The sequence below is a fragment of the Dyadobacter beijingensis DSM 21582 genome (genome assembly GCF_000382205.1).
Lineage (GTDB): Bacteria > Bacteroidota > Bacteroidia > Cytophagales > Spirosomataceae > Dyadobacter > Dyadobacter beijingensis.
In genome coordinates, this window is sequence record NZ_KB907791.1 from 68,301 (window position 1) to 94,477 (window position 26,177).

The window sequence follows — 26,177 nt, forward strand, 5'->3', positions numbered from 1 at the left end:
TGACGGCTGACCGCCGACGGCTGACCGCTGACCGCCGACTGCTGACTGCTGACCGCTGACCGCTGACCGCAGATCGCTGACGGCTGACTGCCGGCAGTTGACCGGAGTATTAGACCGGCGGCCCGTTCTGCGCCGCTTTTTTTGTATTATTCAGAAAATTTTCGGCGCTTTTTTGGTTATCCGGCCGTCCTGGCCGGACATTATAAGATACTGGTAATCATGCCGATCAAATCCCGTCTCCCCGACACAAATGGTATCGAATAATGCAATTTTTTAAAATAATAGAACAATTGACCGCGTGTCCTCCCACCTTTTCCTGTCTTACCATTAAAAGCCAGTTTTAGAAATATCCCAATTTATATTTAAAGTTTGCCAATGCTTGCATCGCCGGGTTCGGAGTATAACGAAGAGAGGACTTCCTGGGAAAAGGATAGGGGCGTTCCGCAGGACGGGCCGCAGTTTGGCCCTGAGCGGGAGCGGGAAGGAGACCGCAGCCCGAGCACCCATCCGGATAAGGAGCTGTTCATCCGCAAGACTTTTGAGGAGAGCCCGGAAGAGGGTTGTGCATTGCTGTTTCGGCTGTATTACAGTCCGTTATGCTCATATGCCGTCCGGTTTTTGTATTCCAAGGACGCCGCTGCCGACCTGGTTTCCGAGCTGTTTTATGCATTCTGGAAAAACCGGTCCTATGAATCCGTGAAGTCGTCGTACCGGGCTTACCTCTTCAAATCGGTGCAGAACCGGGCTTATAACCTGCTCGCGAGCGACCTGAAAAACACCGATTCCTTTGAAATGATGCCGCATTACGACGTGGCTTCGCCCGAGCGCCCGGAGGCATTGATGTACTTCGAAGAACTCGCCGGCCGCATCGACCGCATCGTGGAGCAGCTGCCGCCGCAATGCCAGAAAGTATTCATGCTCAACCGTTTCGAAAACAAAAAGATCCAGGAAATCGCGACGGAAATGAACCTGTCGAGCCGTACGGTCGAGGGGCATATCAGCAAGGCATTGAGCATGTTGCGCCAGGGATTGAAAGACCATTGGACATGGCTGCTCGCATTTTCTTCCCTTTTCAGCTGAACCGAAACATCCTTAACACTATTCGATATTTAAACCACTGATCATGAACACATTGTCAGTAAACAAAGCACTCCTGTTCCAATATTTCGCCGGCAATGCCAGCCCGGCCCAAAAACGGCTGATCGCCGGATGGCTCGCCCACGACGGGAATCAGGAATTGTATTTTGAATGGCTGGCCGAATGGCAGTCGCAGTCGCCGCAGTTCCTGCCCGATGGCCAGGAGCGTTTCGACGCATACCTGCGCTACATGCGCGAGAACCCAAATACGGAGAAAACGACCGAAACGGGCTCAGCAGCACCTGTTCCGGTCGTGAACGCCCGCCGCATCGGCCGGCGTCCGTGGCTCATGGCCGCCGCTTCGGTGATGGTGTTGGGTTTGACAGCCTGGCTCGGCCGGGGGCAGATTTTGTACAAAACCTATACGACCGAATTCGGGGAGACCCGCTCCGTGCAGCTCAGCGATGGTACGAGGGTCATTTTGAATGCCAACACGTCGATGCGCGTCCCGCGCTTCGGTTTCGGAGAAAAAACCCGCGAGGTGCAGCTGAACGGCGAGGCGTTTTTTAACGTAACCCACACCATCGACAACAAACGGTTTATGGTCAAAACCGAGGAGAACTTCGAGGTGATGGTCCTCGGTACGGAATTCTCGGTGTACACCAGGCAGAAAGGCGGAAAGGTCCTTTTGAAAAAGGGCAAGGTGCACGTGCTTTTCTCAGAAGGCCAGCAGAAAAAAGAGCTCGTCATGAAGCCGGGCGACCTGGTAACGATGGAAAAAGCGGCAGCCAGGCCGGTCGTGAAGCCGAATGCGGACACGCAAAAACTGACGGCCTGGACGGGTAACCGGTTCGTTTTCGATAAAACGCCGCTGTCGGAAGTGGCTAGCCAGTTGCAGGAGCATTATGGCATCAGGGTCGAGATCAAGGACAACCGCTTCGCCAGTCGTACCGTGAGCGGCACTTTCCAGCCCGAAAGCGGTGAGGAACTGCTCGGCCTGCTCTCCGAATTGTTCGATTTCCGCCTGGCGCGCGAGGGCGAGGCCTACCTGATTTTGCAGAAATAAAGACTTTAATATATCCCTATCCAGATCCCCGTATGAAACAAAGATCACTACTGTCGTTTGTTTGCTGTGGCCTGATGCTCACCGCGGCGCCGCCCCTCGACGCCCAGGTGCTGGCCCTGAATGCGCATAAAAACCGCATGCTCCCCCCGGAACAAACCACCAACCAGGTGAAGCTGCTCGACGTGCTTTTGCAACTCAAAAAATATTACAATGCCGACATCCTCTTCGAAGAGAACCAGATGAGCGGCATTACCGTCACGGATTTTGTATTTGATAAAAACCTGTCGGCGGAAAAAAACATGGAAGCATTGCTGAAATCGACGAACCTGACGCTGAAAAAAGTACGCAGGAATGCCTATATGATTTTGCCCAAACGCATTGAAACCTCGGCCATCGGCAGCAGGCCCTCTTCGGAAATGCAGGTAATGGCGGGCAGCAGGTCGGTGGCGGCCGATATCAAGGTCTCCGGAACCGTCACCGACAACAATGGCGAAGGCCTCCCGGGCGTGAACGTGCTCGTGAAAGGGACGATCAATGGCACCAACACCGACGTCAATGGCAGGTATGAGCTGGATGTCCCTTCTTCGGAATCGGTGCTCGTTTTTACTTCAATAGGGTTTCAGAAGCAGGAAATTACCGTAGGCCAGCGCGCTGTGGTGGATGTGAAAATGGCGGTGGAGACACAGACGCTCGACGAGGTGGTGGTGACCGCATTGGGTATCAAAAAGGAGAAAAAAGCATTGGGTTACGCCATTTCCGAAGTGAAAGGCGAGGACCTTACGCAGGCGCGCTCGACCAACATCGCGAACAGCCTCGTGGGCAAAGTGGCCGGTCTGAATATTTCCAGCACGGCGACGGGCCCGAGCGGCTCTTCGCGTATAGTGATACGCGGTAATGGCTCCATTTCGGGCAATAACCAGCCGCTGATCATTGTGGACGGTATTCCTATTAATAATGATAACCTAGGATCGGTGGCGATCGGCGCCAACCGGGAGGGCTCCTGGACCGGCTCCGACCGCGGGGATGGTATTTCCAGCCTCAACCCGGACGAGATCGAGAGCATCAGTGTATTGAAAGGTGCTACGGCCGCAGCATTGTACGGCTCGCGGGCTTCCAATGGCGCTATTTTGGTAACTACAAAAGGTGGAAAAGCCGACAAGGGCATCGGCGTCGAGGTGAACAGCAACTTCCTCGCGGAGGACCTGCTGTTTAAATCCTACAAAGATTACCAATACGAATACGGCCTCGGCAGCAACGGCGTGAAACCGACCACGGTAGCAGAAACCGCTACGCGTAACAGCTGGGGCGGTCGCCTGGACGGCAGTAACTCTATGAACTACGACGGCGTGCAGCGCCCGTATGTGGCTGCGAAGGATAACCTGCGCAGGTTTTACAATGTAGGGACTACATTCACCAACTCCATTGCACTCACAGGTGCTACGGAAAAGGTAACCTACCGCCTTTCCATGAACGACCTGAACAACAAGGGCGTGCTGCCGAACAATACCCTTCGCCGTAACAACTTCGCGCTGAACACGAACGGCAACCTCGGCAAGCGCATTTCGTTCGTGGCGAATGCGAAGTACATTATCGAGAAGAACCACAACCGCCCACGCGTGAACGACTCGCCCGGTAATGCCAACTTCGCGATGTACGTGCTGCCGACGTCGCTCGATGTGGATGTGCTCAAAAACGCGCAGTTCGATGCGAACGGGAACGAAAAGGTGTGGTCGGACAACCAGTATACCCAAAACCCGTATTTCGCCACGGAGCAATTCCAGCAGGATGATAATAAAAAGCGCGTAATCGCTTCATTTGAACCTAAATATACCATCACCGACTGGCTTTATCTGAAAGGCCGTATTGGTTTCGATAATTTCAATTACCGGTACAAAAGCATCGAGCCGTATGGCACCGGCTATGTGCTGCGGGGAAGCTACACGTCGTCGCTGCGGGAATTTACCGAAACCAACAAGGAGCTTTTGGCGGGCGTGAACCGTAAAATCGGCGAGAAATTTGCATTTAATGGCCTTTTTGGCGGGAATATGATGAAGCAGGTGACGAACCTGAACGAGGTTTCGGCCAACAACAGCTTCAACATCCCGTTCTTTTATGATATATCAAACATCGATCCGGCGGCGCGTACCGTCACCGAAGCTTACATAGAAAAACGCATTAACTCGGTGTACGGCTCGGCGGAATTTTCGTACAACAACTACCTATTCGTAACAGCTACGGCCCGCAACGACTGGTTTTCGACGCTCGCCAAAGGCAAGAACAGCATTTTCTATCCGTCATTCGGGGTGAGTTTTGTGGCTTCGGAAGCGTTAAAAATGCCTTCGGTGATCAACTACCTCAAATTCCGCGGATCGTGGGCGCAGGCAGGCGGCGATACCGACCCTTACAACCTGTCGTTGTACTACTCGCTGAGCGGCGCGCATTTGGGTTCCGCACTGGCGCAGATCAATGGTACCCGCGTTCCGAACGGCGGTTTGCAGCCATTGACCTCGACGGTTTCCGAGTTGGGCCTGGAAGCGAAATTGTTCAATAACCTGCTGAATGTGGACTTCGCCGTGTACGACCGTAAAACGACCGACGATATTGTAAGTGCCACGATTTCAGAAACTTCCGGCTATACGAGCGCATTGTTCAACGTCGGTGCGATCCGTAACCGGGGTATCGAGCTGCTTTTGGGCGCTACCATCGTGAATGGTAAGCAGTTTACCTGGGACGCTTCCTTCAACATGGGTTACAACGATAGCGAAGTGCTGAGCCTTTACGGCGACCTGCAAACGCTGCGGGTAGACCAGTCGCGGCCGGGCTCGGCGTTCATTCACCAGGATGTGGGCAAGCCTTACAGCCAGATCAAGGGTTATGATTTCAAACGCGACGCGAACGGTAGCATCGTGTACAATTCGCAGGGGCTGGCGCTGGCCGGGGATATCAGGACATTCGGCTCGGGCGTTTCGCCTTACACCCTCGGTTTGAACAACACATTTAATTATAAAGGTATCAGCCTCAGTGTGTTGGTGGATGGTAAGTTCGGCGGGTACATTTATTCGGGTACCAATGCACTGGCTTACCGGTTTGGTTTGCACGAGGCTACGCTCGTGGGCCGCGAGGGCGGCGTGACGGGGGTGGGTGTGACGGAAAGCGGCGAGCCTAATACGGCAAAGGCGCCTGCACAGGCCTATTACAGCAATTGGTACTCGGCCATTGCTACGCCATTCGTATACAAATCCGACTTTATCAAGCTGCGCCAGATCATTCTCCAATACGCGATCCCGGGCCGTTTGCTCGGCAAGCTGCCGTTCAAGGGCGCATCCGTTTCGATCGTGGGACGTAACCTGGCCGTGTTGATGAAAAAAGTACCTGTGATCGATCCCGAAGCGACTTATAACAATGGCAATGCGCAGGGCGTGGAGTTTGCCGGTACGCCGCCGACGCGTTCTTACGGTGTTAACCTGAACCTGAAATTCTGATCCTTTTCAAAAGAAATCATGCTTAAAAAACTGACCATATGCCTTGCATTGCTCGCCGGAGCGGGCGCGTGCACCAACGATTTCGAGGAAATCAATGTCAACCCGAATGCACCGAACACGGTACCCGTGGATTACCTGCTGGGGCAGTCGCAGCTGCTGCTGACGGGCTCGGCAAGCGGTCCTGCATCGAAGGCCTGGCGTGCCAATTTCGGGTACGCAGCCTGCCTGATCCAGCAAATGTCATCGATCGACGCGACGTTCTACAAAGGGAGTTTTTATACTTTTTTAGGAGAAATTAACTCCGCTTTCTTCGATAACTCCTACACTTATGCTGTTAAAAGCATGGTAAACCTGATCGACGTGGCGCAAAAGGACCCGAAAAACGTGAACGTGCTTTCGATGGCGCGGATCATCAAGGTGATGGAGTTCTCGCGCACGACCGACCTGTATGGCGATATTCCTTATTTCGAAGCAGGTAAAGGCTTTATCGACGCTAATTTTTCGCCGAAGTACGACGCGCAGCAGGCCATTTACATGGATATGCTGAAAGAGCTGGAAGAAGCGCGGAATGCATTCGATGCGGCGCAGTACATCCCGAAAGCGGCGGATTATATTTACGGCGGCGACCTCGACAAATGGAAACGTGCCGCCAACTCGCTTATGCTCCGCCTTGCCATGCGCATGCAAAAAGCCGACGCCGCCAACGCGCAGCTCTGGGCCAGGAAAGCGATCGACGGCGGCCTGATTACCGGCAATGCGGAAACGATCGCCGTGAAATTCAGCAACACGGGCGCGGAGATCAACTCCAATCCTAATTCCTGGATCCTTGGTCCGAGCGGTTCCAACGTGACCAACATCCCGAACGCCGGCGTGCAATGGGCCAGGACGCTCATCGACATGATGAAATCGCGCCAGGACCCGCGCCTGCCTATTATTTCGATGATCAAAGGCGGGGACAACAGCGTGGCGAAGCAACGCGGCCTTCCTAATGCGACCGACGCCACCGGCCTGGCGCAGCTCGACGAGAAGAATCTGGACAACTATTCGCGCCCGGCTACCGGCGTGATCGGCATCGCATTGCCGTGGATCTACCTGACCTATGCCGAAACGCAGCTCCTGAAAGCCGAGGCCATCGAACGCGGCTGGGCGACGGGTAATGCCAGGGCGGCGTTCCAGGAAGGACAGTCGGCGGCATTGGCACAGATGTCGTGGGCGAATGCGGCCATTCCGACTGCGGACATCACGGCTTATGCCACAAAGAACCCATATCCCGAATCCGGCACGATGGATGCGAAAATGAATGCGATCCACACGGAGGTATATTTGATAGCGGCGAGCACTTTTAACCATATCGAGGGCTATGCCAACTGGCGCAGAACGGGTTACCCGGCGCTGACGCCCGTAAACTACCTCGGCAACGATACCAATGGCCAGATCCCGCGCCGCCTGCGTTACCCGCTCAGCGAAGAGGGCATTAACCCTAACTTCAAGACGGCGATCGAGCGGCAGGGGCCCGACCTGTTCATGACGCGTATCTGGTGGGATAAGTAAATCGGACGACGATGGAAAATACACGGAGGAATTTTATTAAAACCAATATAGCACTGGCTGCCGCTACGGCAGCGGCCGGTGCTGTTCCGGCTTTTGCTTCCCGCAATGCCGTTGACGCTGCGGCATTTGCGAAGGATGGCGGGATGCAGTTCTGCCTCGCGCATTTCTTCGGCATGGACCCGACACGCATCGCATTGTCGAAGCAAATGCAGGTGCTCGGCGCGGTGGGGGGCATTAACCCGCAAAGCGTGGGTTTGAGTAATGTCAAAAACTGGGAATACGAAGCTATCGTCGCCGTGCGGGATTTCTGGAAGCAGCACGGCATCACGTACCGCGTGATCGAAGGGCCGCCGTCGCTGTACGAAAAAACCAAGCTGGGGCTCGACGGCAGGGACGAGGAAATTGAGACGTTTATCAGGTTTATCCAAAACCTGTCGAAAGCAGGTATCGACACGGTTTGTTACAACTGGATGCCGGTCATCAGCTGGGCGCGCACGAAGCTCGACAAACCTTCCCGCGGGGGCGCACTGGTGAGCGCGTTCGATTACGAGGATGTGAAGGATAAACCATTGACCAAATACGGCGATTTTTCCCACGATACCATGTGGAAGAACCTGGAATACTTCCTGAAAGCGGTGGTACCGGAAGCCGAAAAAGTGGGCGTGAAGCTCGCATTGCACCCGGACGATCCGCCGGTAGATAAAATCCAGGGTATCCCGCGCATCATGACGTCGGCCAATGCATTCAAACGACTGATCGAGATCGTCCCGAGCGAAAGCAACGGTATTACGCTATGCCAGGGCACATTCGCAACGATGGGCGAAGACATTCCGTCGGTGATCAAATACTTCGGTAGCAGAAAGAAAATCCACTTCGTGCACTTTCGCGATGTTCGTGGCAGCAAAACGAATTTCGAAGAAACCTTCCACGACGACGGCAAAACGGATATGTATGAAGCCATGAAAACCTATTACGAAGTAGGTTTCCGGGGCCCCATGCGCCCCGACCACGTGCCTACGGTAGCCGGCGACAGCAACCAGAACGCCGGTTACAGCAACTACGGCGCTTTGTTTGCGATCGGGTACATGCGGGGGCTCGTGGAGGCAGTAGCGAAGCAAAAGGGGGCATAAACATGATTGAATGACCGAATGATTGAATTCATTGCCACTTCCCCAGCAACTCCTTAAACGCATCCTTGTACAAATCCCCCACCGGAATATCGACGGTGCCGATGTGGACGGCGCTTTTGCTGATGGAATCTACTTTGCCAACCGCGACGATGAATGAGCGGTGGATGCGGATGAATTTTCCTCCGGGCAGCTTTTCCTCGATCGCTTTGAGGCTGCTGTGCGAAACCACCGGGCTGCCGCTGGCCTGGTGGATCTTAACATAATCCTTGAACGACTCGACAAACAGGATCGCGTCGAAATCAATGCGGACGAGCTTGTAATCCGACTTCACGAACAGGTAATTCTCGCTCGAATCCAGCTCAGGCTCAATGGCCGCGTCGCGGAGGTTTTCGAAGTACTTCTTGGCCTTCATCGCCGTCGCCAGAAACTGGTTGTAGCCAAACGGTTTGAGCAAATACCCCATCGCATCGACTTCATAACCCTGCACGGCAAACTGGTTGTAGGCCGTCGTGAACACGATCCTCGTTTTGGTATCGGGATTCTGGTTCAGTACCCTTGCCAGTTCCATGCCCGTCAGTTCAGGCATCTGGATATCGAGGTAAACCAAATGGATATTCTCCTTGGTGATCACTTCCAGCGCATCCAGCGCATTGATATACCGGCCGTGCAAATGCAGGAAAGGGGTTTGTTCTACGAATGAACTCACCAGCCCCAATGCGAGCGGTTCGTCGTCGACGGTAATGCAGTTCAGCGTCATGGTTTACGTCAGGTTGATGATCAGGTTTACGGTGTAGGTATTGGCGAGCTCGTCGGTGTGAATGTCGAGGTGGTGCTTTTGCGGATAGAGCAGGTCGAGGCGGCGGCGGGTGTTGGCTAGCCCGATGCCCCCCTTGTCGGTGCCTTCCACGTGCTGCGCCTGGAAAATATGGTTTGATACCGTGAGTTTCAGGGCCCCGCCATCCAATGCGGCGTGGATTTTGATTTCCGAGCGCTGCGAGGCGTCGATACCGTGTTTGAATGCATTCTCGACGAAGGGCAGCAGGAGCATCGGCGCGATCGGGTAGTCGGGAATGGCCTCGTCGCGGGTGTATTGCACATTACTGCTGCTCTGTACGCGCAGTTTCATGAGTTCGATGTAATCGTCGATAAATGCGAATTCCTGGCTGAGCGGGGCAATATCCTGCTGCGTTTCGTAAAGCAGGTAGCGCATCATGCGCGAGAGCGTCAGCGTGGCCTCGCGTGACTCTTCGACGTTCGTGTAGGATAGCGCGTATATATTATTGAGTGTATTAAAAAAGAAGTGCGGGTTGATCTGCGCCTTCAAGAGGGCCAGCTCGGAGGAAATATTTTGTTTCTCGACCGCGTCGCGGAGGCGGGCGTCGGATTGCCAGCGCTGGATCACGGCGAGGCTGGTGCTCACACCGATGACCAGCAGGGTGGTCATGAGCAGGATACCATCGATGATGTGCTTCGGCTTAGGGCCGCCGCGATGCCTTGGGCGGGGCATGATGCCTTCCATATGCCGCCGGATTTCGAGCTGCTGGTCGGCCATTTTGCTGATGACGAGCATCAGTATCACCAGCGCGATCACCCACAGAATGAATGCAACAATGCGGTTTGAGAGCAGGTAACGCGGTACCAGGTACAGCGAGTTGAAATAGAAAAGTGCTACGAGCAGTCCGAAATTGAGCAATTGTTTTACCCAGAATACAACAGGCAGGCTCACGCCCCAGGACAGGGGCTGGTAGAATACAAGCACGAAACCCAGCAATGCCCATGCGAGCAAATGGATCGCTACTACTACGCCGCCTTTGGTGTTTTCTCTCGTCATTAATACAAAAATAACAGGCAAAATGCGGCAAATAACAATGTGCCGTATCTGTTTCGACGTATCGTGCCTTTTTCGGGTTATAGGGGCATTTCTTGCCGACCGGCCGCTTACAGCGGCATTTTCGTACCACACCCCGACCGGTTGGTCGGTTAAAACCGGCCATTCAGCTACACTTTCGGGCTATCCGTCCACACGGCTTTTATTCGCGCTTTCCATTAATTCTCTTTGTATCGGGCAATCCCCGACTATGCGTCCCAGACTGGAAGTCCCATGCGAATAGTAAACCCGCTTGACAAACCATTGAAAAAGTAGAAGTGCTATGCTCAAATTCCTGAATAAAATCATTTTTGATCCGAACGATTTCCGCTCGGTGATTGCGGCTTGCATTGCCGGGAACAGTCAGGCGCAACATATTTTGTTTAAAAAATACTTTGGTTACGCCAAGAGCATATGCCTGCGCTACACTTATTCGCCCGAAGAGGCCGAGGAAGTACTCAATGAAGGGTTTTTAAAGGTCTTCAACAACCTGGAAAGGTATGACCCCGAGCAGCCGTTCAAGGCGTGGCTGCGGACGGTGATGGTGAACAATGCCATCAGCTATTTCAGAAGGAATAAAAAGCATTACGCCGCCCGCACGGCTTTCGACGAAATCCCCGAGCCCGGCATCGCCGACGACGCGGTTTCGGAGATTACCGCAGGCGAAATCATGCAGCTCATCCACGAGCTCAAACCGATTTACAAGACGGTGTTCCTCATGTACGCCGTAGACGGGTACTGCCACAAGGAAATCGCCACGATGCTCGACATTAACGAAGCGACCGTTCGCTCGCAGTACGCGCGGGCACGTGCTCAATTGCAGGAGCTTATCGCATTGCATTACCCAGATCTGGCAGAGCAATATGCCATGTTTTCTTTCCAGTAACTTCGCTATTTACCCATCCAGACCTTGAAATCGTTGGCCCGCTCGCGGCTGACGATCGTTTCCTTGTCCAGCGCAGGAAGTAATGTGAGCGCCAGCCGGTGATTGTAGTAAGGCTGCATTTGCGCTACCGACTGGTGCGTGACAATGAGCGCGCGGTTAACCCGGAAAAACCGGTCGGGATCGAGGAATTCTTCCAGGTCGTCCATTTTATAGTCCACGACAAATTTCTGTCCCTGGTGATTTTTGAAAAACGTCAGGCCGCCGTCGATGAAGAAATAGGCGATTTCAGGTGTTTCCACCGACAATAGCCGGGCCCCCAGCTTCACGAGAAAGCGCTTGCGGTACTCGCGGGCGGGCGTCTGCACGTGCAGGCTTTTCAGAATGGCTTCCAAATCAATCTGAGCCGAAGGAGCAGTCTCGCGTGCCGATGTAAGGTCGTAATACTTGCGGATGCTGCGTTGAAGGTCTTCCTGCTGCACTGGTTTGAGCAGGTAATCGATGCTGTTCACTTTAAATGCCTGCAATGCGTATTCGTCGTAGGAAGTCGTGAAAATAACCGTGCTTTTGATCGTGACGCGGTTGAATATCTCGAAACTCTGCCCGTCGGCAAGCTCGATATCCATAAATATAATGTCCGGCTCCGGCTTGCCGTCGGCACGGTTTCCGGTGATCCAATCCACGGTGGCTGCAATGCTCGGCGTAATGCCGCGCACCTCGAATTCGGGCGCGGTTTCTTCCAGTAGTTTGGTCAGCTTGCGCACGGCCAGTTTTTCGTCTTCAACAATTAAGATATTCATGCATTTACGGTTTTTGGCGTGATGAGCGGGAGGGTTACCCTGAAATGATTTTCGCCCTGGTCGATCGCCGGCATACGTTCCGACAGCAGCCCGTATTTGGCCATGATGTTGGGCAATCCCAGCCGTGTGGATTTGACGGGCGTCGATTTGGTGAGCCGGTTGTTGCTGATTTCGAGCATATCGTCGCCCAGTGAGCGTATCGTAACGCGTAACGGGTTGGTTTCCAGGATACTGTTGTGTTTGACGGCATTTTCGAGCAGCAGCTGCAAGGTCAGCGGCGGAATTTTCTTGTCGAGATCGGCTTCGCTGACGTCGATCAGCAAATCGAACCCGGTATCGTAGCGTGTCCGCAAAAGATGATAATAGGAGCGGATAAAGCGGATTTCCGTCGCCAGCGTCGTGAGCTCGTTTTGGTTGGTTTGGAGCAGGTACCGGTATACTTTTGCCATTTCATCCACGAATTGCTCCGCCCGCCTGGGCTCCTCGGCGATCAATGCGGACAATGTATTGAGGCTGTTGAACAAAAAATGCGGGTTCACCTGGCTTTTCAGGCTTTGGAGCTGCCCCTGCATCCCGGCACGCTTGATCGCTTCCTTGTTGACCTGCAAGGTTTTCCATTTATCCAAGGAATAATTGATTTCATACAGCCCCGTGAGCAGCAGCACGGCCATGAACTCGAAAAGGTACACCTGGATCATCATCCGGCCGTCGAGCTCGGCCTCGAATGGGCGGAAGCGCATGATAAACAGCATATAGGTGGTCACAAAAACGAATGTAAGCAACCAGAATGCCGCGGCGGTGAGCGCGCTGCGTTTCAGCGACGAATCGAGCGAGGGATGTTTGCGGGCAATGTACCGGGCCGCCCAGTCGTGCGGGACGAACGCCAGGATCGTCATCATAAAGATCATGAGCGTGCCGCCGAGGAAATTGTACCAGTTTTCGAGGTAAGGCTGGCCAATGAGCAGGTAGCTGATCGTGGGCACAAACCAGGGTACGAGCAAGGTGAAAATCCATCTGCCGAAAAGGCTCAGCCATATCTGCCGCCCGATGTCGTTGTAGGTGAGGTGAGGCGTCATGTGTAAATCAATGGGAGCGTGATGGCGAAACGCTGGTCGTCTTCTTTCAGCTGCACGGCCCCGGCGCGGTTAAACAGCAGCTTGTATTTGGCAGTTAAGGCGTGAATGCCGGGCGTGTCGAGCGGCATACTCAGCATTTTCGGCTGCCGGTTATGGCTGAATTCCAGCTGGCCGGTTTCCGTGTTGGCGATGGTAATATGCAGCGGGCGCGAAGGCGATACCATATTGTAATGAATGGCGTGGTCGATCAGGATCTGGAACGTGAGCGGTACCATTTGCCCGTGCGTAAATACTTCATCGACATTCACCCGAATTTCGATACCTTTTTCAAACCGTGTTTCAAGCAGGTAAATGTAGGATTTGATAAAACGCAGCTCCGAATCCAGCGTCACCAGCATGTCCTCCTTGTCGGGGCCGTTGACATGGAGCTGATAGCGGTATACTTTCGACATTTCGTCCACGAATTTCTCCGCCGTAGCCGGTGCGTCGGCGATCAGTACCGAGAGCGAATTGAGGCAATTGAACAAAAAATGCGGGTTAACCTGCTGTTTTACGGCGTCGAGCTCGGTTTGCAGCTGTTTTTCCTGCATTTGCTCCACCTCGTCCTGGTTGGTACGCCATTGTTTGAAAGCGTAGGTCAGCTCGGTAAGCCCCGCGCCGATAAGCGAGCCGCTGAGAATAAAAAAGCTCACGCGCAGCGCCCACAAAAGGTCGAAGCCCGGCCCGGTAAGCCCCGCCTGGTGGTAAAGCGGCAATGCCACCCACAACGCCGCGACATTCACTATGCCATACAAGCCGAACCAGCCCGCCACCCGGTGAATGGATTGCCCCGTATCCGGCAGCAATTCGGTCACCCGCGGCGAAAGCGCCGAATCGATCCGGTAGGCGGCCCAGATAGCGGCGAGGTTAATGGTGGTTCCCGTGAAAAACACCCGGCTTCCGGCAAAATAGCTTTCCTGCCAGAGTCCCACGCCCGCTAGTACGGCCGCCCCGAAGAGCAGGAACGCCGAGGTGCTGGCATCCAGCTGCTTACGGGTGATTTTAGCAATGTAATTGTCGAGGGCCATTTCCGGGCTGATTCATTTCGCGCAAAAATAGAGCGGTTACGGTCCATTCGGAAATTGCGGCTTGTTTAACCGTCGTATTTGCATGCCAAATCATCGCAAAATGCGGGCAAATCTTGTTTAAACCAGCAAATTGCCGTGATGATTGTACGAACGGCTATTTCAGTTTACCCCCCGTTTTAGCGTATTCATGAGGTGAAAGTTACAATTCACCCGGGTTACTGTTTCGCAGGGCTCGTTGATATGCCAAATTTGTATCACCGCCAGACGAACGGAAGCCGGTTGAAAGCCAGCCCGGAAGAATGAGCACCTGTTAGCCACGAAAGTCAATTATCATTTAGCCATGCAAGTAAAAAACGTAGATCAATCCATGAAAAATCAATCCGTCCTTTCACCCATGAAAAACCTGTCCATCGTGCCGTCGGGAATTGCCGGCGAAAGCAAAAGCGTACCGGCCATTACTGTCTACAAGTTTGGGAAAGCGATCACCGTGAAATCCAGCGACATTACCTGTCTGGAAGGCGTCGGAAACTACACATTCGTGTACACCCGGCATGAGAAGCACCTGGTTTCGAAGTGTTTGAAAGAGGTTCAGGACGAGCTGAGCAGCGACTTCCTGCGCATCCATAAATCGTACAGCATCAACGCGCGCCACATCGCTTCGCGCTGGCCCGACTATATTCACCTGAGCTGCGGCAAAACGATCCCGATCGCCCGCCGCCGCATTCGTGAAACCCACGAAATCCTGGGCAGAATGGCACTATCGGCATAGCGAATATGCAATGACAAAGCCGGTCGGGGCGGGTTTGCAATATGCTCACCTGCACCGACCGGCTTTTTTGTAAGTCCTCAGTAAGCCCACTTCACGTACGCCGACGCCCACGTGAAGCCGGCACCGAATGCGGAAAATATAAGGTTATCTCCTTTTTTCAGGTCTTTTTCATAATCCCACAAACAAAGCGGGATCGTCGCGGCGGTGGTATTGCCGTAACGTTCGATGTTCATCATCACCTTGTCCATTCCCACGCCCATGCGGCTGGCCGTAGCTTCGATAATGCGGCGGTTGGCCTGATGCGGCACGAGCCAGGCCACATCTTCGTGGCTGAGGTGATTTCTTTCCATCATTTCGGCGGACACATCGGCCATGTTACGCACGGCCGATTTGAACACCTGCTGGCCATCCTGGTGAAGGAAATGCATACGGGCATCCACGGTCTCGTGGCTCGCCGGGAAGCGGCTGCCGCCCCCGCGCTGAACGAGGTTGTTGTAACCCACGCCGTCGGCCCGGATGAGTGTGTCGATCACGCCGTAACCATCCTCATTCGGTTCGAGGAGCACGGCACCGGCGCCGTCGCCGAAGAGAATGCATGTGCGGCGGTCGGTATAATCCATCACGGCCGACATTTTGTCTGCCCCTACAATCACCACCTTTTTATATTTACCCGTTTCAATAAACTGCGCCCCGAGTTCGAGCGCGTAAATGAAGCCGGAACAAGCCGCATTCACATCGAAACTGCCGATGTTGCGAATACCGAGCTGGTCGCAGATAAGGTTGGCGGTGCTGGGGAAAACGAAATCGGGGGTGATGGTGGCGCAGATGAGGAGATCTATTTCGGAAGGATCGGTATTGGTTTTTTCGAGGAGGCCTTTGACCGCCCTCGCGCCCAGGTGTGAGCTCCCGAGCCCGGGCTCTTTCAGGATGCGGCGCTCCCGGATGCCGGTCCTGCTCACAATCCATTCGTCGTTGGTATCAACGAGTGTCTCCAATTCGGCGTTTGTCAGAATGTAGTCGGGTACATATCCTTCGATGCCTGAAATGGAGGCTTTTACTTGTTTCATATTCGATTTTAATGCTGGTAAATTTCGCTGTCAGGGCAGTCTTTTGCCATAAACAACAAATATGCACTACAAAAGTGCTCATTTCGCCACCTTTCAGTGGATTTTTTGGGAAGTTAATATGAAAAGAAAAATCTAGGGAAGAATCCGTATTTCGACACGCCGGTTGAGTCGGCGGTTCGCCTCACAATCATTCGGAGCGGCCGGCAGCTCACTTCCAAAGGCTTTTCCCCGAATGCGGCCCAGCTCGATGCGTCTGGAAACCAGGTACTTTTTAACCTCGTCCACGCGGTCGTAGGAGAGGAGCAGGTTCTTGCGGGGATCGCCCACATCGTCGGTATGCCCGTAAAGCTCGATCCGCGGTGCTTTGTTCCTTACGAGGTAATCGGCCAGGATTTCCAGCTCGTAATTACTCTCGGGCAGCAAGTCGGGCTCGCTTTGGGTGAAGAGCAGGATGGTCTCGACTTCTTCTTTCAGATCCAGTTCCGAGACTTTCGCAACCTCTGCCGTACTGGAATCGCGGTTTTTTACCGGTGTTAAATAAAAAACCTTCGTTGGGCGCAGCGTACCTGCCGCTATCACTTCCGAGAGCGTTTCATAACCCACTGCGTGGATCGAGATAACGCCCATGTCTTTGGCTGACATTTTGAACTGGTAGGCGCCGTCCTCGTAAAGCGGTATAACGAGGTCTTCCGGGCGTTGCCCGACGACCATAATGGTGGCCTCGACGGGGCGTAAGGTGTGTTTGTCGAGCACGCGTACAGCTACGCGGGAGCGCTGAGGGATGATTTTTTCCTGATTCCGGGGCGTCCCGGCCTGTTGCTGGCCGTGCGCCGTAAAGCCTGCTCCGATGGCTACCAGCAGGATGATTGTAAAAGTTTTCATTCAAACTCCGGTTAAGTTGAACAAGGGCATTCTACAAGCAGGGAACTAAGTGTCCGGAGGTAAGTTACAAAATTTTTATAAATATTTGTACTCTTACGGGGTTGGTTTGAATTTAAGTTGGAGCGGCTCCGGCTGTTTTAGAAAGCTGTAACCCGACGTACGAAAATTCGAAGGTTGAAATTCTTTCATTGGCGACTGCCGCAGCGGAGGCTGCCGCAGTGGAGACTGCCGCGTAGCAAGATCCGATTGCTGAAAAAGCTTTTTAAATGCATCCCGAACCAAAAAAGGTGCTTTCAATGGTTCCAGCTTGATTTTGATGCCAAACAATTTGGGTACCTCTTCCTTGATCTTCAGCGGCAGCTGATCGATTTCCGGGTCGAAATGAATGCTGATCGTGTACCATACGGCAATGGGCTTGCCTTCTTTCTGGGCGGGCGTCCACCGGGGCATCAGTGAGATGAGCCGGAGCGCTTCGTCGTCGAGTTCCGCGCCGGGACTTTTCAGAATGCGCCCGCTGCTCACATTACCGTCTTCGTCGAGCAGGAACGATACCTGCACGGCACCCTCGACGCCGGTTTCCAACGCTTCCTGCGGGTATTTCAGGTTATTGGCAAGGAATTTGTTCAGTGCTTTGTAGCCGCCGGGGAAATACGGCCAGCGGTCGGGCCTCATGGCGGAGCTGCTTTCGCCGGACTGACTCCATTCCGCGTCTTTTTTCAAAACCTTATACTGGCTTTTCAAACGGGCCAACTGCGGGCGTGCTTTCAGGTTGATCACATATTCGGTGACGGATTTGAGGATTGTTACCTGTTTCGCCTCAAAATCGGGGTGCTTAATGACCAGCGTGCCATTGAGCGGCGCATCGGCAATTTCGAATTCGCCAGAAAGGTTGCTCACCGTACCCCGTTCCGAACCGGCAATCAGTACCGCCGCATTGCTGACCGGCCGCGAAGATTCGTCGGTGACTTTGCCCATAATCCGGAGCATCTGCAAAAAGGCCGGCCGGACATCGGAAGAGTCAGTATTTAAATGCGTTGATGCAGCGCCCGCAGGAGTGAAAGCGACCGCCAGGAGCGTGATGATAATGTATTGTTGGAGAAGTGGTTCGGGTATTCTTCGCAGCATGATTCCTCAGTTATTTGTTTTGACAAATCCATCCATTCGGCCACACCTTTTCTGCATAACGCTTCTTATCTTAAATATAGGATACGCGACGCTATTCAGACCGAAAATTTTCTCAATCTGCAACATCAGCCAACATTTCCGGCCGCTTATTCATTGGTGGAGGGATATGTTTGGAAAACCGGATTTGGGCGAAGCCAGCGGTTCGAGATAGTGTTCGCATTAAAGTTACCAGACGGCAAAGGCGGCGTTTTCCCGTAGGTGCTCTGCTCATTCAGCTAAGTTTATAAGCGTCAGCGAGTTGTACGAGCGCCTTGCGGTCGGAGATATTCAGTTTTTCAAAAATGCGGCGACGGAATGTGCTCACGGAGGTGTATTGCAGCTGCATCAACTCGCTGATCTGCGTGATCGTGTAGTCCTGGATAATGTACATGGCCACCTGGAATTCCCTGGGGGTAAGCCCATCGAACGGGTTCATCGATTTACGGTTGAGCGTATCGTTCACGATCACCTGGGCGAGGTCGGCGCTCATATATTTCTTACCCGACAATACCACATTCACCGCCCTGATCAGGTCGTCCGGCGAGGCGTCCTTCTCGATATAGCCGTGCGCGCCCATTTGTAGCGCCCTTTTGCCGAAAATGACCTCGTTGTTCATGGATACCACCAGCACCTTCGTATCGGGATAAGTGTTGCGGATCGTGTGCAGGAGCGTGCTCGCGTCCGTGTCGGGCATGCTCAGGTCGAGCAGCATCAGGTCGTAGGGGCCGGTTTTCAATTGGGCGAGGGCCGAATGTCCGTCCCAGCTTTCGTCGATCTGCGCGTCAGCGAATTGTTTGAATAATGCTACTTTCAATCCGTACCGAACGAGCGAATGGTCGTCGGCAATCAGGAATTTTTTCATAACGTTGTAATATTCGGCGGCGCGGAATCCGCCATAAATGCTTCCGGTTTGTCAGGTTGGCCGGGCAGCAGGCCCGATATTGTCACTTTTGTTCCTTCTCCCACGACACTTTCCACTTCCAGCCGGCAATCGAGCCGTGCTACGAAATCAATGATAATCTGGTAGCCCAGCCGGCCGCTTTGCTCGATACCCGCCGTGGTAAGCACGTTTTCAATGCGCCGTTTGATTTTACTCAAATCCGCAGGCGACATCCCGCGGCCATTGTCAGTTACCGAAAGGCGGAGCTGGTTTTCACCGTTTTCTTCCAGTTCCAACACAATGTGCCCGCCGGTCGTGTATTTGTTCGAATTGTCGATCAGGTTGCGCACAACGGCTTTCAACACTTCGCGGTTCGTGTATACATGCCATTGGCCGGGGTTCACGATTTCAAGCGTATTGTTTTTAAGCAACAGCATTTCTCCGAAAAAGTCTTTCAACTCACCGGCCAGCTCGCCGAACGCGAACGGGCGCTTGCTGAGGAAAAAACCTTCCTGCTGGGATTTTGTCCAAAGATTGATCTCCTTCACAAATGCATGAATGCTCGTGGCCGCCTTCTTGATCTCCGCCGTGCCCGTACGGACGTCGTCGAGCCGGTCCTTTTCCAGCGAAGCCGTCACGTGGTCTGACAGCAGGTTCAGGAAATGCAATGGCGATTGGAGGTCGTGCGCGAGCAGGAGGGTGATCTTCTCTTTCAAGCGATTACTGTATTCCAATTGCATCGTGCGTTCCCGTACCTGTGCTTCCAGCTGTTTTTTCCGTAAAGTAAGGTAGTGATAGCGCAGTTTTACTACCAGGTAGAATGAAAATATCAGTAATACCAGCACGAAAAGCGTAAAATACCACGTCTGGTACCAGAACGGCATCACGGTGAATCGCTTGGTAAGCACATTCATGTGTTGCCCGAAGCCGCTTTTCTTGCGGACCTGCAAGGTATAACTCCCGTATTCGAGGCGGTTCAAGGTAATGGTCAGGTTGTTGTTCAGTTCGTACCATTCATTGTCGAGGCCTTTGATATTGTATTCCAGCAGCTGGTTTTCCGGCAGCCCGAAATAGGGCGAAGCGAGCAATATTTCGATGCGGTTGAACGACGGTTCGAGCTGGAAACCGGTGGTGAACGGCTTTTCTTTGCCGTCGACGGCGAACTTGTCGATCAGGATTTTGGAAGATGGGAGAATGTCGGTCACACTATCGGGGTAGACCTGCACGAGGCCGTCCATCGACGGGAACGAAAATTTACCGTCCGGAAAAACGACCGACGAAGGATGGCATCCGCCATTGAACTCGTTGTTAGCGAAGCCGTTGCTCTTGTCATAGTAGTAGTAGTAAATGTCAGCCGACTTGCCATCGAGGTAGTCGTACAGGTCCGTGACTTTGCATTTGAACAGGCCGTGGTTGGTGCTCATCCACATAAACCCCTTCCGGTCTTCCAGAAAAGTGTGTACCGCGAGCAGGTGCCCGTTGCGATCGGGCGGTAGCGCTTTCACACGGCCGTTGCGGATAGCGTAGAAACCCTGCCCGTAAGTGCCGATCCAGAGTGTTTTCCGGCGGTCGAAATAAAACTCCCGCACCTCTTTACCACGCATTTGGCGCAATTCCTGCAATGCCGACGTGCGAATATCCAGCCGGTAAAGGCCTCTGCCGTCCGAAATCCAGAATGCCGAATCGCTGATCGGAATAAACGATTTGACCTCTTTCGGCTGCCTGATCCACTGTATCGAATCGCCTGTGATCTTTCCAAGACTTCCGGCAGAGAGGTTAAACCACAGGGTGCCGTCCGGCGTGTGGGTAAATCGGCCGATCTCGCGATCGGCGTGAAACTGGCGGATCAGTTTGAAATCGGCTGCCCGTTTCTCGATTTTCTTTCCCTGCGGATTAATCCACACATAGCCTTGTTTGTCGACGAGGATACCGCCCTGCGCCATCAGCGGAAAAGGTTTCCCCGTCACGGTTCCTGATGGAGAAATGATGCCCAGGCCGGTTAGCAGGGCGTTTTTTTGGTATAAATGCTGGGTGTAAAAATTGTTGCTCGTACCGGGGATCTGAACGGTTTTAAACTGTTTCTTTTTAAAAACATACAGCCCGCCAGTGGCAGTCCCCACCATCTGAACACCCGACCCGGGAATGTTCAGATAGCAGTAAACCTTACCGATGTCGCGCGTTTTAAGCACCGCTTTGCCTCTCAGCACATTTCCTGGGGCAGGTTCCAGTTCGTAAAAGGTATTTAAATGATGTAAAAAAAGGCGCTTTCCCTGTTGAAACAACTGCGAATGCCCGTCCGGCACCAGCTCCCGCTGTCCGTCCACTTTCAGCGATACCGGATATTCCCGCCCGGAAGAATCGACACAGGAGATTTGTCTCTGCCGGTCAATCAGGTAAAATCTACCGTTCAAAACGCCCGAATTATCGTAAGCGATTGATGGGTAGTATCCAAACACCTTCTGAAAAACGATCTTTTTTTGATAGAGGTAAAACAAATCGTTATCCCCGACCCGCAAAAAACCATCCCCTTCCGTTCCGACCTGCGTGTACAAGACCGCGGTCGCGTAATGCGCAAAAAGAGACTCGACGCGGCGGCGGTCGGCGGGCAAAAGATTGCGGACCAGGTCCGATTGCTTTTCTTTCGAATGCAGGACCACAAACCGGTTGCGGATATGCGGATTGAGGATGTAAGGGCGGTTATTTTCGTCAAATGAGAAGACTTTGAAGCCGTTATCCTTGAAATAGACAGTGCTGTCATCGGTAAGGCCGAGGTCGATAATGCGGTTACTGGCCAGTCGCGGCACGTTGCTGAGGTTGTAGGTCGTGAAACGCGTCCCGTCGAACCGCGCAAGGCCGCCCTGGGTGGTCATCCACACGAAACCGTTTTTATCCATTTGCATCAGCATCACGCTGTTTTGCGGCAGGCCATTGTCGCTCGTGTAATGCAGTTCGGTAAAATCGGAAACCTCCTGCCCGATGGCGCAGAAAATGGTCGTGAAAAAGAGCAAAAGCGGAAGGGCCTTCGAAACGATATGCATTATGTAGTCAGCCAAAGCCTATGAATTGATCTCTCCAACAACGCTTTTACTTGCCGGGGCGGCAGCAGGAACCGTCTGAGCGACAGATTCAGAAGTTAGAAAATTACTGAGAACGAACAGGCCGGGTAGCGGTAGAAGATTTTTCATTCAAATAGGAAGGAATAGCGTAGGTGTAATACTACAAATTAACGAAATTTTTACAAATTCCACTTATTCAACGGTTTTCTTTATGCTCGACGCACGGCGCGGGATCCGGCCGCCTTCGCCAAAATGCCTTTACTTCCGTAACTGCCTGGTGCAGCGTGCCTTGATATTGGTATGTCAAAGTAAATAGATATATTTATTTAGCACTTATACTACGTCACTCTCAAATCCTGTTCTGTATGATTCGCGGAGATCATATTCAGTTTTTGGACGGGTTCAGGTTTCTGCTGGCCTTTTGGGTTTTTTTGGCCCATTACTACACGCTCATCGGCGGTTCGAAGTTTTTTGAACTCCCCAAATTTCTCAATGAAAGCCTGAACAAGCCGGTGGTGGCGGTATACGGCTTCATGATCATTACCGGCTTTCTGATGACGCATAATTACCTCGCCCGCGGCGTAAGAGAGCCATATGATAAATGGTTGACATTTAGAAATTTCTGGCTCAGGCGGTTATTTCGCCTGTACCCGGTCTACATGGTGGCCGTGATCATTGCATTTGTCACATTCGTACCCTGCGCGGAGCTCAACGAACTGAACCTGATCTATTTTACCGGGAGCAATGTAAGCCAATGGGGTACGGTGCGGTCCGTTTTGCAGCCGGGCCTGGCCGACCTGTTCACACATGTTTTCATGATCCACGGGCTATTCCCGCATTATTACGACAGCATTCTCGGCGTGACATGGAGCCTGTCGTTGGAAATGCAGTTTTACTTTCTCTTTCCGTTTCTTTTCCTCGCTGTTTTTGCAAGTAATGCTACATTGAAAAGGCATTTGGTTATAACCCTGGTTATCTTCGGAGTACTTGCCTTGTTTTCGCCCAAACTACTGGATTTGATTACTAATCGCGGAAATGTGCCCCGCTTCACCTTGCCGTCGATATTAATTTACGTCATGCCGTTTTTCCTGTTGGGGATGGTTTCGGCAGGTGTGAAATGCCGGAAAATGCACCCGCTTTTCCTGGCGGTTGCCCTCGTGCTGATCCTGCCGTTTCAGTGGCTTGTCACCAATGTGGTCATCATCATTTTCCTGCTGTTTTTGTTTTTGGAAGAAATGCGTACGATCCTGCCGGACTATCTTTTCAACTGTACGGCAATGGCCCGCTCGCTACTATCGGGGCGGTTGGCGGCTTTCGGTGCCGATATTTCGTACTCGATGTACCTGATTCACACCCTGCTGATCGGGTTCTGCATACGGCTTGTGATCCGGCATTTGCCTTCGTTGGAAAGTTCAAAAATTGCCGTTGCCATTGCAGGTTTATTGATAACCCTGGTGATATGCTTCGCGCTGGGGTACCTGATTTTCAGATTTATTGAAAAGCCGTTTATTGAAATCGGCAAGCGCGTCATCCGTTCGAAGAATGCGGCAATGACGGTCGGGGCCAATGCGCCGGAATAGGGGTGCTTCCATGAGCATGGATGTTCCTTTCTATTCCATTAAATCATATACCTTGTTAAGAGTAGTTGCTGGCATCCCTCGTCTTCCGGGTGATTAAAGGTTTTCCTATGGTTTGTGACGATATGAAGCATTTCAAAGTTTTTGTTTTTCTGTTACTGATATGCATTACCAATACCCGCGCGTGGTCGCAGGCAGTTTCCGGCGCCGCCATTCCCGTTCCGACAGCTGCGGATGTAGGCGCAGGCAAGCTTCCTGCAGACATCGCGCCCGTAAAGGCGCCGTTTCCCATGCCGGTGTTCGCGAAACCGGTTTTTCCCGCATTGACCATCTCCATCGCCGACAGGGGCGCCAGGCCGGGCACGCTGGTAACGAAAGTCATCCAGGCTGCCATCGACGAGGCGAGCAATAGGAAAGGCGGAACGATAGTCATCCCGGCGGGTAACTGGAAAACCGGGCGCATCATGTTGAAAAGTAATGTGAACCTGCACGTCAGCGAAGGCGCTGAGCTGCATTTCAGTGCGGAAATCGAAGATTATCTGCCGGCCGTTTTTACCCGGAACGAAGGTGTGGAACTGATGTCGCTGGGGGCGCTTGTATATGCGAATGCGCAGGAGAACATCGCCATCACAGGCAAAGGCAAGCTCGTGGGGCCGCCCGACGGGCCGTTGAGGCAGCGGTATATGAACGTGAACGTGATCGAAAAAGTAGTACCGGCCGACAAACCTGTGAGCGAAAGGATTTACGAGGGAAAAGACGGGGGCTTTATTTTTCCGCCGATGTTTATCTCGCCCATTAATTGTAAACAGGTATATATCGAAGGCATTACGTTGCAAAATACGCCTTTCTGGAACGTGGTGCCGGTTTATTGCGACAACGTCGTCATCCGCGGCATTACCGTGCATTCGGTGGGCATTCCGCGCGGCGACGGCATCGACATCGAATCCTCCCGCAACGTGCTGATCGAATATTGTACGCTGAGCTGCGGCGACGATTGCTTCACGATCAAGGCCGGGCGGGGGGAGGACGGCATGCGGGTGAACAAACCCACCGAGAATGTTGTGATCCGCTTCTGCCTCGCGCGCGAAGGCCACGGTGGCATTACCTGCGGCAGCGAAACGGCCGGGATGATCCGCAACGTCTACGTCCACGACTGCGTGTTCGACGATACCGATACCGGGCTGCGCTTCAAAACGCGGCGGTCGCGGGCGGGCGGCGGGGACCACCTCACGTACGAGCGCGTGCGCATGAACCTGCGCGGGGACGCGGTCAAGTTCGATATGCTCGGGAGCAGGCAATATGTAGGCGAGCTCGCCGACCGCCTGCCCGCAAGGCCCGTAGATCGGCTCACGCCCGCTTACCGCAATATTACCGTCAGGAACATCGTCATCGACAAGGCCCGGACGTTCATCGACATTACCGGCATCCCGGAATCACCTGCGGCGAACTTGCTCATCGAAAACGCCGTCGTCAATGCCAGAACGGCATTCAAAGCAAGCGACGCCGACGGGATCACAGTCCGCGCGGCGTCGATTACGGTCACCGATACGCTGCTACGCGCATTGGATGTCCGAAATGTGCTTTTTCAAAAGGTGTATTTCAATGTTCCGGGGAGGCAGTTGGCGATGGATATTGAGGGGGGAAATTCCAAAAACATCCGGTTTGTAGATTGCGTCCCGGCCAGGCCGGAAGGCTTGATTGAGCAAAGGCGGCCATAAGAGAAATTGTTCACCGTTTACTTCGCAAAGCCATCGGCTTCGATGATCGCATCCGCAAATGCACGCGGTGCTTCCTGCGGCAGGTTATGGCCGGCGCCTTTCACGACATGGTGCACGTGCCTGCCGCTGAATTTTTTGGCAAATGCGGAGCCATCGCCTGCTGGTACCACGCCGTCGGAATCGCCGTCGAGGGTAACGGTAGGGACGGAGATGACGGGCCCGGCGGCCAGTTTACTTTCAATTTCGTCGTATTGCTTTTCGCCCGGTTCCAGGCTCAGGCGCCAGCGGTAGTTGTGGATCACGATGGCGGCATAGTCAGGGTTTTTGAACGACGCGGCCGAACGGTCGTAGGTAGCCTGGTCGAACGCCCATTTCGGAGAGATATTTTTCCAGATCAGCTTGTTGAACTCGTACCAGTTGGCCGTATAGCCTTTCTGTCCGCGATCCGTAGCGAAGTAGTATTGGTACCACCAGCCCCATTCGGCTGCCGGTGCGAGCGGCTGCTGGTTTCTTTCCAGGTTGTTAATGAGGTAGCCATTCACGGACACCATCGCTTTTACACGCCCGGGCCAGAGGGCGGCGATAATGTTGGCCGTCCGCGCGCCCCAGTCGAACCCGCCGAGCACGGCTTTCTGAATTTTCAGCGCGTCCATCAGTGCGATAATGTCTGCCGCCACGGCTGCCTGCTGCCCATTGCGGAAGGTGTTGTCCGACAAAAATCGGGTACTGCCGTGGCCGCGTAGATGCGGGACGATCACCCGATAACCCGCGTCGGCCAGTAGTGCGGCGGTTTCGGTATAGCTGTGGATGTCGTAGGGCCAGCCGTGCAGCAATATCACCGGCTGCCCGCTGGCCGGGCCGACTTCGGCGTAACCTATGCTGAGCACACCGGCTTCAATTTGTTTGATATTTTCAAAATTATAAGGTTCGCTGCGGCGGACATTTGCGAACGTTTTCGAAGGGTTGATTTGGGTGGCTGCGAATGCAAGGGCGGCCAGGCCCAGAAAATGGCGGCGGTTGAAGGTTCTGGAATTCATGGTGCGTTGGAGTAAGCGAATGTTTGAA

The 26,177-nt window shown here is 53.4% G+C and carries 20 protein-coding genes; 9 read left to right on the forward strand and 11 right to left on the reverse strand.

From position 1 onward, the window contains the following. The first annotated feature begins 375 nt into the window (after window positions 1-375). Genes H144_RS0126615 through H144_RS0126635 form a run of 5 tightly spaced genes read left to right on the forward strand, consistent with a single transcriptional unit; the run spans window position 376 to window position 8,306 of the window. Window positions 376-1,080, forward strand: coding sequence for an RNA polymerase sigma-70 factor (locus tag H144_RS0126615; protein ID WP_019945167.1), 705 nt, complete (start codon window positions 376-378; stop codon window positions 1,078-1,080). Window positions 1,081-1,123: 43 nt separating this feature from the next. After that, complete coding sequence (locus H144_RS0126620; protein ID WP_019945168.1) at window positions 1,124-2,143, forward strand: FecR family protein; 1,020 nt, start codon at window positions 1,124-1,126, stop codon at window positions 2,141-2,143. A 32-nt stretch (window positions 2,144-2,175) separates the two neighbouring features. Beyond that, the gene (locus H144_RS0126625; protein ID WP_229208004.1) at window positions 2,176-5,625 is read left to right on the forward strand and encodes a SusC/RagA family TonB-linked outer membrane protein; all 3,450 of its coding nucleotides are present in this window, start codon (window positions 2,176-2,178) and stop codon (window positions 5,623-5,625) included. Between the two features lie 18 nt (window positions 5,626-5,643). Next, window positions 5,644-7,176 (forward strand): SusD/RagB family nutrient-binding outer membrane lipoprotein, encoded by a 1,533-nt coding sequence (locus H144_RS0126630; RefSeq protein ID WP_019945170.1) that lies wholly within the window; start codon window positions 5,644-5,646, stop codon window positions 7,174-7,176. Window positions 7,177-7,187: 11 nt separating this feature from the next. Continuing rightward, window positions 7,188-8,306, forward strand: coding sequence for a mannonate dehydratase (locus H144_RS0126635; protein WP_019945171.1), 1,119 nt, complete (start codon window positions 7,188-7,190; stop codon window positions 8,304-8,306). Between the two features lie 28 nt (window positions 8,307-8,334). Here H144_RS0126635 and H144_RS0126640 read toward each other — a convergent pair whose 3' ends face one another. Next, window positions 8,335-9,063, reverse strand: a complete 729-nt coding sequence (locus tag H144_RS0126640; RefSeq protein WP_019945172.1) for a LytR/AlgR family response regulator transcription factor — start codon at window positions 9,061-9,063, stop codon at window positions 8,335-8,337. A gap of 3 nt (window positions 9,064-9,066) precedes the next feature. Continuing rightward, window positions 9,067-10,137: a sensor histidine kinase gene (locus H144_RS0126645; protein ID WP_019945173.1), complete on the reverse strand. Its 1,071-nt coding sequence runs from the start codon at window positions 10,135-10,137 to the stop codon at window positions 9,067-9,069. A gap of 319 nt (window positions 10,138-10,456) precedes the next feature. Between H144_RS0126645 and H144_RS0126650 the strand changes: the two genes are divergently transcribed. Next, entirely contained in the window at window positions 10,457-11,059 is a 603-nt protein-coding gene (locus H144_RS0126650; protein WP_019945174.1) for an RNA polymerase sigma factor, read from the forward strand. 5 nt (window positions 11,060-11,064) lie between these two features. On the opposite strand, the gene H144_RS0126655 is transcribed toward H144_RS0126650, so the two are convergent. From H144_RS0126655 to H144_RS0126665, 3 genes are read right to left on the reverse strand one after another with little or no spacing between them, the layout of a single operon-like run. Continuing rightward, on the reverse strand, window positions 11,065-11,856 hold the full coding sequence (locus tag H144_RS0126655; RefSeq protein ID WP_019945175.1) for a LytR/AlgR family response regulator transcription factor: 792 nt from the start codon (window positions 11,854-11,856) through the stop codon (window positions 11,065-11,067). Then, the gene (locus H144_RS0126660) at window positions 11,853-12,932 is read right to left on the reverse strand and encodes a sensor histidine kinase (protein ID WP_019945176.1); all 1,080 of its coding nucleotides are present in this window, start codon (window positions 12,930-12,932) and stop codon (window positions 11,853-11,855) included. The genes H144_RS0126655 and H144_RS0126660 overlap by 4 nt, the downstream gene beginning before the upstream one ends. Next, window positions 12,929-13,999 carry a sensor histidine kinase gene (locus H144_RS0126665; protein ID WP_019945177.1) on the reverse strand — a complete coding sequence of 357 codons (1,071 nt, stop codon included), beginning with the start codon at window positions 13,997-13,999 and terminating at the stop codon, window positions 12,929-12,931. The genes H144_RS0126660 and H144_RS0126665 overlap by 4 nt, the downstream gene beginning before the upstream one ends. A gap of 367 nt (window positions 14,000-14,366) precedes the next feature. Between H144_RS0126665 and H144_RS33490 the strand changes: the two genes are divergently transcribed. Then, window positions 14,367-14,768, forward strand: a complete 402-nt coding sequence (locus tag H144_RS33490) for a LytR/AlgR family response regulator transcription factor (RefSeq protein WP_229208005.1) — start codon at window positions 14,367-14,369, stop codon at window positions 14,766-14,768. A gap of 77 nt (window positions 14,769-14,845) precedes the next feature. On the opposite strand, the gene H144_RS0126675 is transcribed toward H144_RS33490, so the two are convergent. The 5 genes from H144_RS0126675 to H144_RS0126695 all read right to left on the reverse strand — a co-directional run bounded on the left by H144_RS0126675 (window position 14,846) and on the right by H144_RS0126695 (window position 21,814). Beyond that, on the reverse strand, window positions 14,846-15,835 hold the full coding sequence (locus tag H144_RS0126675; protein WP_019945179.1) for a beta-ketoacyl-ACP synthase III: 990 nt from the start codon (window positions 15,833-15,835) through the stop codon (window positions 14,846-14,848). Window positions 15,836-15,967: 132 nt separating this feature from the next. Continuing rightward, the gene (locus H144_RS33495; RefSeq protein WP_051100194.1) at window positions 15,968-16,717 is read right to left on the reverse strand and encodes an OmpA family protein; all 750 of its coding nucleotides are present in this window, start codon (window positions 16,715-16,717) and stop codon (window positions 15,968-15,970) included. A 93-nt stretch (window positions 16,718-16,810) separates the two neighbouring features. Then, window positions 16,811-17,842, reverse strand: coding sequence for a TonB family protein (locus H144_RS32505; RefSeq protein ID WP_157505187.1), 1,032 nt, complete (start codon window positions 17,840-17,842; stop codon window positions 16,811-16,813). 271 nt (window positions 17,843-18,113) lie between these two features. Continuing rightward, window positions 18,114-18,743: a response regulator gene (locus tag H144_RS0126690; RefSeq protein ID WP_019945181.1), complete on the reverse strand. Its 630-nt coding sequence runs from the start codon at window positions 18,741-18,743 to the stop codon at window positions 18,114-18,116. Continuing rightward, window positions 18,740-21,814, reverse strand: coding sequence for a ligand-binding sensor domain-containing protein (locus H144_RS0126695; RefSeq protein ID WP_229208006.1), 3,075 nt, complete (start codon window positions 21,812-21,814; stop codon window positions 18,740-18,742). The genes H144_RS0126690 and H144_RS0126695 overlap by 4 nt, the downstream gene beginning before the upstream one ends. Before the next feature lie 368 nt (window positions 21,815-22,182). Between H144_RS0126695 and H144_RS0126700 the strand changes: the two genes are divergently transcribed. Both H144_RS0126700 and H144_RS0126705 read left to right on the forward strand, forming a co-directional pair. After that, a complete protein-coding gene (locus tag H144_RS0126700) occupies window positions 22,183-23,397 on the forward strand; it encodes an acyltransferase family protein (protein WP_019945183.1) in 1,215 nt (404 codons plus the stop codon). Window positions 23,398-23,519: 122 nt separating this feature from the next. Continuing rightward, window positions 23,520-25,112, forward strand: a complete 1,593-nt coding sequence (locus H144_RS0126705) for a glycoside hydrolase family 28 protein (protein ID WP_019945184.1) — start codon at window positions 23,520-23,522, stop codon at window positions 25,110-25,112. Between the two features lie 17 nt (window positions 25,113-25,129). Here the strand turns inward: H144_RS0126705 and H144_RS0126710 are convergent, their stop codons facing one another. Then, on the reverse strand, window positions 25,130-26,149 hold the full coding sequence (locus H144_RS0126710; protein ID WP_019945185.1) for an alpha/beta fold hydrolase: 1,020 nt from the start codon (window positions 26,147-26,149) through the stop codon (window positions 25,130-25,132). Between the last annotated feature and the right edge of the window lie 28 nt (window positions 26,150-26,177).